Origin of the sequence: Oceanobacillus sp. FSL K6-2867, assembly GCF_037963145.1 — a bacterium.
Taxonomy (GTDB): domain Bacteria; phylum Bacillota; class Bacilli; order Bacillales; family Amphibacillaceae; genus Oceanobacillus.
Genome location: NZ_CP150144.1, coordinates 3,370,580 through 3,383,490, shown reverse-complemented (window position 1 = coordinate 3,383,490; position 12,911 = coordinate 3,370,580). Strand labels below are relative to the sequence as shown.

14 protein-coding genes and 1 riboswitch are annotated in these 12,911 nt (G+C 37.4%); of the genes, 1 reads left to right on the top strand and 13 read right to left on the bottom strand.

The genetic code is table 11. The annotated features are described in order from the left end of the window. Positions 1-528 precede the first annotated feature (528 nt). The 11 genes from NSQ77_RS16365 to NSQ77_RS16315 form a co-directional block, all read right to left on the bottom strand. Positions 529-1,266: an energy-coupling factor transporter transmembrane component T gene (locus NSQ77_RS16365; protein ID WP_339227107.1), complete on the bottom strand. Its 738-nt coding sequence runs from the start codon at positions 1,264-1,266 to the stop codon at positions 529-531. After that, entirely contained in the window at positions 1,247-2,917 is a 1,671-nt protein-coding gene (locus NSQ77_RS16360; protein ID WP_339227106.1) for an ABC transporter ATP-binding protein, read from the bottom strand. Before NSQ77_RS16360 ends, NSQ77_RS16365 begins: the two co-directional genes overlap by 20 nt. Then, positions 2,914-3,492: an ECF transporter S component gene (locus NSQ77_RS16355; RefSeq protein WP_339227105.1), complete on the bottom strand. Its 579-nt coding sequence runs from the start codon at positions 3,490-3,492 to the stop codon at positions 2,914-2,916. The genes NSQ77_RS16360 and NSQ77_RS16355 overlap by 4 nt, the downstream gene beginning before the upstream one ends. After that, the gene (locus tag NSQ77_RS16350; protein ID WP_339227104.1) at positions 3,485-4,090 is read right to left on the bottom strand and encodes a YkoF family thiamine/hydroxymethylpyrimidine-binding protein; all 606 of its coding nucleotides are present in this window, start codon (positions 4,088-4,090) and stop codon (positions 3,485-3,487) included. Before NSQ77_RS16350 ends, NSQ77_RS16355 begins: the two co-directional genes overlap by 8 nt. A 177-nt stretch (positions 4,091-4,267) precedes the next feature. Beyond that, a riboswitch (TPP riboswitch) is annotated at positions 4,268-4,374 on the bottom strand. Between the two features lie 444 nt (positions 4,375-4,818). Further along, positions 4,819-5,718 carry a formyltetrahydrofolate deformylase gene (purU, locus tag NSQ77_RS16345; protein WP_339227103.1) on the bottom strand — a complete coding sequence of 300 codons (900 nt, stop codon included), beginning with the start codon at positions 5,716-5,718 and terminating at the stop codon, positions 4,819-4,821. Positions 5,719-5,823: 105 nt separating this feature from the next. Further along, the gene (locus NSQ77_RS16340; RefSeq protein WP_339227102.1) at positions 5,824-6,807 is read right to left on the bottom strand and encodes a Gfo/Idh/MocA family oxidoreductase; all 984 of its coding nucleotides are present in this window, start codon (positions 6,805-6,807) and stop codon (positions 5,824-5,826) included. Positions 6,808-6,966: 159 nt separating this feature from the next. Next, a complete protein-coding gene (locus NSQ77_RS16335) occupies positions 6,967-7,092 on the bottom strand; it encodes a hypothetical protein (RefSeq protein WP_339227101.1) in 126 nt (41 codons plus the stop codon). Between the two features lie 28 nt (positions 7,093-7,120). Beyond that, positions 7,121-7,438, bottom strand: coding sequence for a hypothetical protein (locus tag NSQ77_RS16330; RefSeq protein ID WP_339227100.1), 318 nt, complete (start codon positions 7,436-7,438; stop codon positions 7,121-7,123). A 134-nt stretch (positions 7,439-7,572) separates the two neighbouring features. Further along, positions 7,573-8,061, bottom strand: a complete 489-nt coding sequence (locus NSQ77_RS16325; protein ID WP_339227099.1) for a hypothetical protein — start codon at positions 8,059-8,061, stop codon at positions 7,573-7,575. Then, positions 8,061-8,852, bottom strand: coding sequence for a DUF3100 domain-containing protein (locus NSQ77_RS16320; protein WP_339227098.1), 792 nt, complete (start codon positions 8,850-8,852; stop codon positions 8,061-8,063). Before NSQ77_RS16320 ends, NSQ77_RS16325 begins: the two co-directional genes overlap by 1 nt. Positions 8,853-8,875: 23 nt before the next feature. After that, positions 8,876-10,135, bottom strand: a complete 1,260-nt coding sequence (locus NSQ77_RS16315) for a M20/M25/M40 family metallo-hydrolase (protein ID WP_339227097.1) — start codon at positions 10,133-10,135, stop codon at positions 8,876-8,878. A 270-nt stretch (positions 10,136-10,405) separates the two neighbouring features. Here NSQ77_RS16315 and NSQ77_RS16310 point away from each other — a divergent pair, with 270 nt between their 5' ends. Then, positions 10,406-11,101 carry a processed acidic surface protein gene (locus NSQ77_RS16310; protein ID WP_339227096.1) on the top strand — a complete coding sequence of 232 codons (696 nt, stop codon included), beginning with the start codon at positions 10,406-10,408 and terminating at the stop codon, positions 11,099-11,101. A 145-nt stretch (positions 11,102-11,246) separates the two neighbouring features. On the opposite strand, the gene NSQ77_RS16305 is transcribed toward NSQ77_RS16310, so the two are convergent. Both NSQ77_RS16305 and NSQ77_RS16300 read right to left on the bottom strand, forming a co-directional pair. Continuing rightward, positions 11,247-12,029 carry an ABC transporter ATP-binding protein gene (locus NSQ77_RS16305; protein WP_339227095.1) on the bottom strand — a complete coding sequence of 261 codons (783 nt, stop codon included), beginning with the start codon at positions 12,027-12,029 and terminating at the stop codon, positions 11,247-11,249. Between the two features lie 197 nt (positions 12,030-12,226). Continuing rightward, complete coding sequence (locus NSQ77_RS16300) at positions 12,227-12,805, bottom strand: hypothetical protein (RefSeq protein ID WP_339227094.1); 579 nt, start codon at positions 12,803-12,805, stop codon at positions 12,227-12,229. Positions 12,806-12,911: the final 106 nt, after the last annotated feature.

Genomic DNA, 12,911 nt, shown 5'->3' with positions numbered 1-12,911 from the left:
TTAAATATAACTGATTTACATTTCAATCACAAGTATTTTGGTTGGAATTATATATTTAATTTTGAGCTTTTTTATAGAACAAAAGCGGAAGCGCCTGGTTTGCGACGTACGGACTGCGCCCCGTACTGTAGGGTGGTTCGGCTTGTCGAACATTCTTACGAAGGAGATTCACTCCAGAGTATAAGATGAACTATGACTTTCGCCTTTATGGGCGAAAAGTCAAGTTCATCTAAAAGGAAACATGCCCTTTAGGGTATGCCGATGTTAGGCGCAGCCTGATTTTAATCGGCCATCCTTTTCCCCAGAGTCGATGCCCGATTTCACCACAAGGGTATAAGTGCGACTAAGCCTCATATCTTGACAATCGGCAAGTCTTCTTTATCGTACGGAGGTGAGTGAAGTCTCGCTGGGCGCTGGAGCTGGACGTGGCTCCTCCGGTATCTAAGTTATCCACAGCATTCAAATTTTATAGTTTCCTATACTATTAAAAAGAACCCATAATCGGCTAGACTGATTACGGGTTTATATTTATAAAAACCATGCTCCCCAAAATCCGAAAAGCAGAATTCCAGGGAGTATAAAATCTCGTTTAGTTATAAAAAAGCGACGATAAAAGGTTCTATTTCGATCACCTGTAAATCCTTTTGATTCCATAGCAACAGCAGTTCTTTCTGCTCTTCGAATCGCACTTGCCAGCAACGGAATTGCAAAGCGTTTATATTGGGAAAGTTTATCTTTTAATGATTTTCCTTGGCTAACACCACGAACTTGATGTGCAGCATGGATTATTTTAATTTCATCCTTCATCATCGGTAAAAATCGGTATCCCGCCAAAACCCCATAAGCGATTTTAGGTGGAAGTTTTAATTGCTGAATCAGGCTTAAAATAAAATCAACCGTATTGGTTGTAAAAATAAACATTAAGGATAATGCCGCAACATTTAATATTCGCAGTGAAAGAGCCAAAGCAACAAGAAATGAATCAAGTGGCAGAGTTAGTCCAAGCACGGTGATAACCTCATTTGTATGCTCCGATGGATCTGCAAACGCAATTGTTGTCCAGAGCATTCCGATAGCAAATATGAAAAAAGGAAGAAAATAGAGAACATATTTTTTCCAATTCACCCTACCGAAGATAAAGGTTGCCGCAATTGTCCAAATCAAAAATAAAAGTACGGTCATCGGCTCAAACACAAATGCCAAATGTACAATTAATATACAGACTGTTAATGCTTTTATGCTTGGATTAAGATGATTGAGCAGCATAATCACCTTCCTTTTTTAAACAGTTCTGAACCTGAACTTGAATTGGTAATGCAAGCTGCCATTTATGCAATTTTTCTATTGGCAGCTGCCACAGTTCCGTCGGTGCGAGATCTGCAACAAGTCTGCCTTTGTGAAGAACAATAACCCTTGTCGCAAAATCATGAATCAATTCCATATCATGTGTAATCATCGCAATTGTTGCTCCCGATTCATACCTTCCTTGCAGCAGTCCCATCAGCTCAGCATTGGAAGAGGCATCTTGCCCGAAAGTTGGTTCATCCAGCAACAGAAATGGCTGATCATCAACAATCATTGCCGCAACACTCAAACGCCGCTTTTGCCCTTGGCTCAGAGCATATGGATGCTCATGCTGTAGTTGTAATAATCCACATGTTTCCAATACTGCCTGGACTTTCTCTTTAACTACTGCTTCGTTTTCCATTTTTAACCGCAGACTAAATGCAATTTCATCAAAAACCGTGTTTGCAATAAACTGATGCTCTGGATTCTGAAAAACATAGCCGACCTCTTCCCGTAATTGCGACTCCTTCCAACTTCCAAGCTTTCTATCCTTTATAGAAACGCTTCCCTTTGTTGGCCGTTGAATCCCCGCTAGTATTCTGGAAAAGGAGGTTTTCCCACTGCCATTCGCACCCACAATCGCAATAAATTCACCATTGTAAAGTGTTAGCGATATATCTTGAATAATTGGCTGCTGTCCTACCTTCCATGATATATGAGAAGCTTTAATATAAGGCAAACCTGCTTCAGGCAGATTATTTCCTTCATTCACTTCCTCATTCCCGAATAAAGAAAAAGGTTTTTCCTCAAATTCCTTTACAGTCAGCGGTAACTTCTGCTCTGTTTTCAGTCTTTTTTTCAATAAATACTGTGTTATTTTTGGCAGCCAAATACCTTGTTCTTGTAATTCATCTAACTTAAAGGCAATGGCATCTCTTATATCGCCATCATAAAATATTATCCCCTTTCGATTCAGCAAAAGACAACGCTCTGTAAGTTCTGTCCAGCCGTCCAGCTGGTGCTCAATTATAATAAGGGAACAATTCGTTTTTTCCTGTATCGATTGGATGGTATGAATAACATCTTTCTTTGCAATTGGGTCAAGGTTGGCTGTTGGTTCATCTAAAATTAATAATGAAGGCTCTAACGCAAGAATACATGCAAGTGCTAATCTTTGCTTCTGCCCTCCTGAAAGCGAGCTTATTGCAGATTTTTTAAATGCAAGCAACTGTACCATTTCAAGAACATGGTTAATTTTCCCTTCCATTATTTCATGTGGAACGCCAATATTCTCTAACCCAAAGGCTACTTCATCTTCAACAGTAAGCATACAAAATTGTGTCTCTGGATCCTGGAAAACAACTCCGACCTGTTGACTAATTTCCCCTGGTCGGTATTCTGTCGCTGGTTTTCCATTAATAACAATTTCTCCACGCATCTCTCCATCTAGTTCGCGTGGGTACAGCCCGTTCAGACAATATGTTAATGTGCTTTTTCCGCAGCCACTGGGTCCGAGAAGCAATAAGCTTTCACCATGATTCAAGCAGAAATTCAAATCAGATAAAGTATATCTGTCTGGATTCGCTTCAAATTTTAAATAGAATTGGTTTACTTCTACCATCCTGCTCATGCCACATTTTTCCTCCGATATTCTTTGCCTAAAGCAAAACTTGATAACACCCCTGTTTTAGCTAGACCATCACTTAATGCCTTTCCTAATAATCCAGCAATTAATGCTCCACTGATCAGCCGGACAATGAGCATCGCTACAACGTATTCTGTAGCTAAAGCGGCATAACCGCTCATAAAATAACCATAGATAAAGCTTGTAATGGCTGATCCCATTCCCGCTGCCATCAGTATCCAAACCGAGTAATTCTTCCATCTTGCTGCAGCAAATACAGCTTCAGCACCAATACCTTGAACCATTCCAGTGACAATAAGCATTGGACCAACAGCATTTCCGATTAACACTTCGACCATAGCTGCAATCGTTTCAGATAAAAATGCAGCTCCAGGCTTTCGAATAATGTATGCAGCAATGATTGAAACAATAAACCAAATACCAAAAATAAAATCATAGCCAATAGGGCCAAGGAAACCAACTAAGACGGCTCCAAGCGGCAAAAAGGCTAAATATACAACACCAAAAACAACAGACAGTGCGGATAAAACAACAATTTCTTTAAAACGCCAATTATTCATCGCGATCAATTCCTGAATGTGAAGGACTGTTTGCTGACATTGATACGGTCATTACAGTATGACTGGATCCACCTTCAACCGTGGCTTTAAAAACCTGTCCCAGGCCATTAAAGATTGCAATCGCTTCACCGTCTAATCGTGTCGCATAATGAGCATGACTAACATCTACATATTGCTTCATTGCCTCAATTTGACTGTAAATTACATCCATATAATTACCGCCCCCTAATGGATACAAGGAAAATTTCGCCGCAACGCGCTGCTTTATATTGACAAGCTCTGCATTCAGCGGAATCTCATCTTCTGCCATATAAGCCTCCCCTTTTGAATCCCCAGGGCATCCTAATGAATACGTAGCTTCAAATGCAACATGCTTCCCACTCTTTGCTGCATGAACAAATATTGCCTTTGTCACATCAAAAACATGTGTGAGCTTGCCTCTTACGGTTGTTGTTACATCATCTGTATCCATATGAACTTTCGTCGTATCTGCCTCTTCAAGAGCACCTTTAATGATTTCTACAAACTGGTCACTCATCGGATGAATTGAAAAACTTGCCCCCGCAATATCATTTTTTATACACGCATGCTTAACCATGTAAAACTCCTCCTCATTTCCACTTTAAGTTTTGTTAGAAAACTTTGGATCCATTATTCTTTTGATCGTTTCCTCGTTAAACAAATAGAGAGCTCTATAATCCCTATTTGCAACACAAAAAACTACATTCCCAGGGAATGCAGTCTACATGTATGTATTAATTATCTATAAAAGATATACAGATTGACTACACTTCCCCACGCTAGTATTATCTAGTTCGGGTTCAAAGGGTCAGAACAAACCAGTTCTTCTCAGCCGCTTTCACAGCTCCCCTAGCGTAAAAATAATGATGAAGTTTTCTGTCTTCAAGATACCATAAGCTTAATTTCTTGTAAAGCACTTACTATTTTCAAAATTTAGTAATCCAAGACTTTACCCTCTTCATTATATAACCGTTTACTAATCTCTAACCACTCCACAACATTTTAACTTCTCCCCAGCCTCTTTCCCCAGCTTTTTACGCCCTCAATCGAAAATTCCTTATCTCAATCCGCGCTAGTCTTCTCTTGGTTCATTCTTCCTGTTGTTTCATCCAAAACAACCGTCACTTTCCAACACACGTCTGCTGAGCAGCTTTCTAGAGGGGGCTGAGAATGTATTCGCCGGCAGCAATTCGTGGCGGTTGAGTTTGCTCATACTACGGCACTTAGTACGGATTTATAAATATCTACAATCCGAAATTAAGCTATAAAAAAAGGCCGGCTCTTTTACCAGAGCTGGTCCTTTGATTAAAATACAATCGTTTTATTTTTATAGACAATAATGCGGTCTTCGAGATGCCATTTTACTGCTCGAGCTAGTACACTTCGCTCAATGGATTGACCAATTTTTTTCATATCTTCTCCGTTATCACGATGATCGACTCTGCCTATATTCTGTTCAATGATTGGGCCTTCATCCAAATCATTCGTTACATAGTGGGATGTGGCACCAATCATTTTCACACCACGCTGATAGGCGCGCTCATATGGTTTCGCCCCAATAAATGCTGGTAGAAACGAATGATGGATATTGATAATACGATTTTCAAAATGCCCCACAAATTCTGGAGTCAAAATCTGCATATAACGTGCAAGCACAATTAAATCGACTTCATATTGTTCAAGCAGCTGCTTCTGTTTTTCTTCCACCTGATGACGGATGTCCTTATTCGCTGGTATATAATAAAATGGAATTCCAAGCGACTCTACCATCTCACGTGCGGTCTCATGATTACTAATCACAAGCGCAATGTTTGCCATTAGATCGCCACTTTGCCATTCCCATAGGAGCTCTAATAAACAATGCGGTTCATTGGAGACAAATATGGCCATGTTTTTAATATCACGTACATACATAATCTCCCATTCCATATTAAATTCCTCTGCAATTGGAAGAAACGTTGTCTCCAGTTTACCTGCCTGCTCTTTTAAATTCGGACATTCAAATTCAATCCGAATAAAAAATTCCCCTCCTTCAGGGTTCATCGTAAACTGATCTGATGCGACAATATTGGCATTGTGTTCATAGAGAAACTTTGAAACTGCCGCTACAATCCCTGGTTGATCTGGACATTTAATTAAAAATCGAGCACGATTTTCATTTTGTTTCTGAAACGCTTGTATCTTACCTTCCGAATAACTGTTCATTCCTATTCCCCTTATTATTTGAATATCATTTTACTTTAGGTAATTGATTAGAAACAGTCAAGTATTATCTATATGAAGCAATTCTGGAAAATCATCTCTTGCTATTTAAAGCGAATCTGCTTCAAAGGCAATACTTGCATCTTTTCTGGCTGCCTCTAATACTTCAACTACTGACTTTGTATAATCAAGCAACTCATAGCATTGTTCAAAATCTTTTTCTGCAAAAATCTTCTGCATTTCAGCTACCTCATAATAAAGACGGTTTTCATTTGTTTGGGTATTGAGCTTAATTTCCCGATTTTCCTTCTTAATTATAACCTCTTGACAACCATTCGCACCGTTCACTACGTTCAAATAGCCTTTTTCGCCTTGAATCATTGCAAAGTTCATACTCTGTGTATCTTTAGCACCGACACACTCAGCGATATAATTCGGATAGGACAGTACCGCAACACCAGATGTATCAATTCCGTTTTCGTGTTTATTTGCTGTATAGCTAACTTTTTCCGGTTTTCCAAACAGATTCATTACAAAGTGCAGATTATAAACATTAATATCTACCAAAGCACCTCCAGAAAATTTCGGATTAAAAATGTTCGGTGTTTCCCCACTTAATAATACTTCATACCTGCTTGAAAATTGACTGTAGTTACATTGAATGAACTTAATTGGACCAAGACTGGCAATATGCTCTTTCACTAATTTATAGTTTGGCATATGAATTGTTGAAATTGCTTCAAAAAGCATCAGTTGTTTTTGTTTTGCCAGCTCTATTAACTGTTCGGTTTCACGTACAGTTGATGTAAATGGTTTTTCGCAAATTACGTGCTTACCATGCTGTAATGCAAGATATGCTTGTTCAAAATGCAGACTGTTTGGTGATGCAATATAAACGAAATCAATAGCAGAATCGCTCATCAGTTCATTTAAATCGGTATAAATTGCTGAAACGTCAAATTTATCTGCTAAAGTTTTCGCTGTTTCTTCCTTCCGTGAATACACAGCAACACACCGGGCCCCATCAACCTCACGCACAGCTGATAAAAATAATTCCACAATACTTCCCGTTCCAATTGTAGCAATATTCATATGTAACACTCCCCCAAAATTATATAGTCCCTATCTATTTTAGCACGAAACCTTTGATACTTGCATTTTCTCACTGCCCACATAGTTTTATCATCAAAATCCACTAAGATGACATACTAAAAAAACTGCTCCCGATTAAATCAGGAGCAGTTTTTATGATTATAAATATTTATTTAGACTGAAATACTCTTTTAACGCATGAACCGTTTCTATACCCTGATAGAAAAATACTGACAAGGCTGTTAAAGAAAAGAATCCCAATATAATAAATCGAATCCACATCATGGACATGGCCTCCTTTTAATTAAATTTTTTATTTAATTAAAAGAGTTCTGATCACATAATTGGATTGGTAAAATACTGGTGTTAGCACCATGAGTCTTCTAATGAGCTTAATGAAAAAATGAGATAAGTATGGCAGGCATAAGAATAGAAATAATAAATACTCAGATTTATTAATTGCAATCTTCTGCTTCCCGTCATCTGCAGGATGAAATCCAGTTGAAGTATTATTACTTAAGTTCTCACCTTGCTCCATAACAAAATGTGTATGAAGCTGCCCATCAATGACAAAGTAGGAATAACCCAGTATCGCCGTTAGATAGATGAAAAGGACGACGTATTTTTTCATAAATACACATCCTTTCGAATTGTTTATACAATTATACACTATTATTGATCATGTTAAAAGTAAAAGTTGCAATTTAATATTTTATCATATTATCTGATACCAGTAAACCTGGCGTCACGCTTGCAGCGATAAATTCATTTTCCAGCCAGAAAAAGTCCTAAACTAGCTATCAACGTGCTTCCTAAATATGTTCCAGTAAAAACGAACATTCCCACAAGCGCAATTTTCCAGGATGTTTTTCTCAAATCAACAAGTCGATTTGCTACAGAAATTCCTGCAAATGTTAAAATTGGCGTAGTTATTGAAAGAAAATCAACTGCTTGAATCGCTGTAATAAAAAAGTCAGTTACAAGACAAAGCACCAAGGAAGTAATCGAAACCCAGCCCAATACAGGAAATTCTCTTATAAATCTGAATGGTGACTTTTGCAATAAATCAGAAATGCCAATTCCAATCATCGAAAAGAGCCATAACGTACTTAAACCAATAAAGGTCATGGATGTGACTTGCATGGAATCTGGATTTTTCAGATGTTTAATTTCTTGTGTAAAGGCAATCAGGCTAACACTAAGAAGCAATATCAATCCATACTTTATATATTTATTCGTTAACATATTAGCCATTATTTGTCACCTCTAACCAAAAGTTTGTACATAAATTTCTGTAATGGTGCCGCTAGAAATACCATTGTAAATGTCCCAAGAAAGCTTGTTAATAATTGACTTGCTGAAGCATAGGCTAATATCGTGCTCTCCATATCAGGGACTTGTGCAACTAAACTTGCAGAAGATGCACTCATCATACTTCCAGACCCCACTCCTGAAGCCATCGCCAGTGCTTCAACAGGAAAACCAAAACCAAGCAATACTGGTGCTAGTATACTGAAGAAAATCGTTCCGAATAGTGTACCAATGATATACAAGGAAAGAACCCCTCTACCCTCACTGGAATTCAGCGTATATTTTTCTGATATATACGCAAGCTCACCTTCACGGCCAATACCTAATGTTGCGCCAATTGCTTCACGTCTTAATCCAAGCAAGATTGCAATTGGCAGTCCAAATACAACTGTCCCCAGGTTTCCAATTTCCTGGAATAGAAACACCCAGCCGACCTGAAGTATTTCTTTTATTTGTGGGGCAACATCTGCACCATATCGGGCCATTAATGGCAACATGATAAAGATTAAATATTTACCTGCGAAATCAATATTAGCTTTACTATATACCTTCTTCCAGAAACCTCTGCGAAACAGCTGTAATCCTAAAATCATCGTAATTACAATGGCAAATACTAAAGGTAATAATCCAATTGAGATGCTTCCTATTGGTACGCTTTGAAAACCGATCATTTCAGCTATTGTAATAATAGAAAGCACAAAGATAATAAGAAAAATAAAGTTTTTGTTCTTCATATGATGTCCTCTTCCCCGGTTAGTTACTTAACAATTCCTTCAATTAGTTCTTTATACGATTCATAACTTCTGCGATATAACTTAGACTTATCAATCCGTCCATTCATTTTCTGTAATACGCCAGCTATAAACCGTGGAAAAATTTCATAGATATATTCTGGATCAATATCGATAAAGTCGTCTCCATGAATTGTGCCAGTAAAACCACTGTAACCAATTTGTATACATGGCATCATATAGGATAAATCCCCAATGTCTCCTGCTGCGCTAATAAAATTATTGTTCTCTATCGCTTCAATTTCCTCATTTTCCTCGAATGCTTCCATTACAAATTCAGACAGATAACGATCCTGAACAAAAGGAAGGTACCCCATTTGTGTAATCTCCTCAACCTCTCCTTGCAGAGCATGAGCACTGCCTTTTGCCGCATCATCTAATTTCATTGCCACTTCTTTCATATAATCTATCGTTTTTGTGCGCAAATCAGTTCCCACCGTTATATGGTTTGGAACAACATTAGTGGACATATCAGAATCCATTACAATCGGATTTATTCTAACCTGCTCTGAATCTTTTAATTGCTGACGACTTAAGCCAACAGCAACATTAAATAACGTCGACATATTGTACGCATTTTTTGACGAAAACGGATCGAATCCAGCATGTGTTGCTTTTCCTTTAAATGTATATTTTTTATACAGAAAACCTGCTAAATCACCATTTATTTCTGTTGATCGCTTATCAAATTTCCCTCCCATTGCGTGAACACATATGGCAAGGTCAATATCATCGAATACACCTAATCGCATTGCCTCTGGCTTACCACCATAATGTTTAATTGTTTCTTCCTTCATTAGATTTTCACGATAGGCTAAATCCAAGTACTCTTCAGCAGGAACAAAAACAAATGTAATTTGGTAATCAAAGTCTTTATAAGCTTCTGTCTTCAACAAATATTGATATAAGCTAAGAGCAATTGCCACCTGTGTATAATGTCCACAGTTATGGGCGGCGCCCGTCGCTTTATTTGCGTGCATATGGGTAGGCGCATAGACAGCATCTAATTCCGCGATAAAAGCAAGGTGCAGGTCTCTCTTTTCTTCTCCAAGTGTAACGCGAAAGCCTGTCGTACTAAATTCCTCAATTTGAATGATTGGATTAACCTTTTTTAAAAAATCAATAATTGTTTGCTTAGTCTCATGCTCTTTATATCCTAATTCCGGATGATAATATATTTGTTCAGCAATTTTTTTGATCTCTTCATATTGTTCTTTGAAATGCACAGCTAGATCTCCTTTTGCTTAAAATATGATAATTAATTAAAAACAGTACTGAATAATCCTACCACGATTAAAATACATCGTCAATACCATACTTTAATAATAAAAAATATAATAATGTACGGATTTAAGGTTTTTATAGAAATATAAATACTAATATTTCCTATGAAGGCGCAATCATTACTGTTATCACAAAATTCTATAGCTTTTTGCGTGATTGAAAATTATACTATTCTAGAACAAACTAGATAAATATTTTTTAGGGGGTACAAAATGAAACAGTTATTGGCATCATTATTATTAGCAATTATTATTGGTTTTAGCGTTTCACCTCACACTGCTTTAGCTATTGAAGCTGATGAGCCCGAGTTTGAAGCATTTTTAAAAGACATCGACTGGGAAGAAAAAGATTATATTGACTACCTGGAAAGCAAGGATTGGTATTTAGAAGATTTCTGGTCTGTCGATGAATTAGGTACACCACTGTCAGAGGAGTCGATTCAGCCAGTTCTTGCAGATTTCGATTTAAGCCGTGAAGAATTGAATGAACTCCTTATTGAAAATGGGGATATTGCAGAAGGACAGGACGTTCTGGATGTGGAATGGATTCTTTTTTCTGAGGAGCTTTATGATACTGTTGATATTTATCTAAATGGATGGGAAGGTACTCCAATTGATGATGATAATCTTCAAGAACTGCTTGATCTCTATGAATTTGAATCAAAAGAGGCATTAGAAGCTCATCTAAATGAGTACGGCGAATCCATTGATGACTATGAATATATCGAAGATCTTGATTTCAGTATTGAATTTTATTCTATGGAGGATGGGGACTATTACGAAGAGGACATGGACTTTTATGGGGATGACTTCTCGGAACTTTATAGTTTATCAACCGGGTCAGCATTCGCTGATTCTCTTATCGTTTTATCCCCGCTTATTTTAGAAATGCTATTTTTCCAGCAATGATTTTCCAATAGTCAAACGTAGGTATCGTAAAACATAAACCCACCTGCAGAGATGTGTTTTCTGCAGGTGGGTTTATTTACCTTTCTTACAAAAATCCAAATTTGATAGCAACCAGTAAATATTTCCTGGGAAATATTTATCGAAATTAATGTGCTGTTGTCATCCAGGCTCGATTTTTCTGCCATTCAACATTAACAGAAGTATTAAAGAAAAGTGAAAGATTTTTATCTGTTAATACATCGGCACTTCTGCCTTTATCAAAAATTATTCCTTGACGAAGCAAAAGGGTATTCGAAAAAATTGGTAATATTTCTTCGATATGATGTGTCACAAAAATAATGGTTGGCGCATTTTCTTGCAGTGCTAATTGATTGATCGCAGCTAATAGTCCTTCTCTTGAAATAAAATCAAGTCCATTTGTTGGCTCGTCTAAAATAAGCAACTCTGGTGAAGCCATTAATCCCCTTGCAATCAATATTTTTTGCTTTTCCCCTTGTGAACAGGTTTGATAGGTACGACCATTTAAATAATCGCATCCTAGTTGTTCCATGATTCGATTTGCTTTCTCATAATCCTCTGCTGTCGGATTATCGTACAGTCCAATCGAAGCAAAGCTGCCGCTTACAACGATATCTTCTGTATAATGGTTTCCTTTAATTTTTTCTTGAAGGGATGAGCTAACCCAGCCAATTGACTTCCGCAATTCTCTAATATCCGTTTTGCCAAAGATTTGATTCAATACACTGATTTGTCCAGTGGTCGGCCAAATATAGCCATTAATCATGTTTAGTAGTGTCGTTTTCCCTGAACCATTCAACCCTAAAATTGCCCAGTGCTCTCCCTTTGAAACGTGCCAATTAATATTAGAGAGTATATACTCGCCTTCTCTTTTCCATGCTACACCCTGCATATCAATTACATTTCCCAACAATACCCACCTCTTTGCATTCTATTAGTTCTCTTTAGCATTTAATAGTTAGATTAATTCGATTATTACTATATTCTAACAGTTTTTAATAAATTAAGGAATGCTCACAAAAAATAATGCTGGAGTTTGATAATGCAGCTGTAACGATTAAACTGTCCAACGATCCACAGTAACACCAACCAAGTACAAATCACCGTTCACTTCCTCAAAGGCAAGGATAAGATTTGCCGAATCCATTTCCCCTTTTGTTCCAGGTACATAATAGCTGACAAAACTCGCTTCTGGATAACTTCTTCCACATTCATCCTTCTATTACCCCCTGCCTCCATATCATTTACATGAATCTTGTCAGATTCCTTGAAATCACGAATATAGAGATAGTCATGATAATATTCAGAAGGAGTTAATCGAATTGTATTTCCTGTCCTATCGTCTGTACCCCAATCATATAATTCATCATTATAAGAGAATGCACACATTTGTTCAGCCCCAAAAATCTGCTGCTCTTTTTCCTCTATAATTACATATGGAGAGAAACGAACCCCTTTTCCCGGATGAACAAAAGTGGATAATTGTTCAAAATCTTTATTATCTGAAGCGCCAACAATCAAATCTGCGTATGCACGTAATTGTTCTTCATCTGCAGCTGTTTCTTGTACTTCTTCATTAGTCTTCTGTGCATTAATCTCGTCAGTCACTTCATTCGTTTCTGGACTGCTGCATGAGATTAGAAACATAACACAAGCAGCACTTAAAATTAAGCCGATATGCTTCAATGTTATAACCACCTTGTTACATCATCTACACCCTGTTTCCCGTTGCAAAGCTGGTTAAACTTCTATATAATGATTTGTTCTTGTAAAACTAGCAAATTCATTCGAT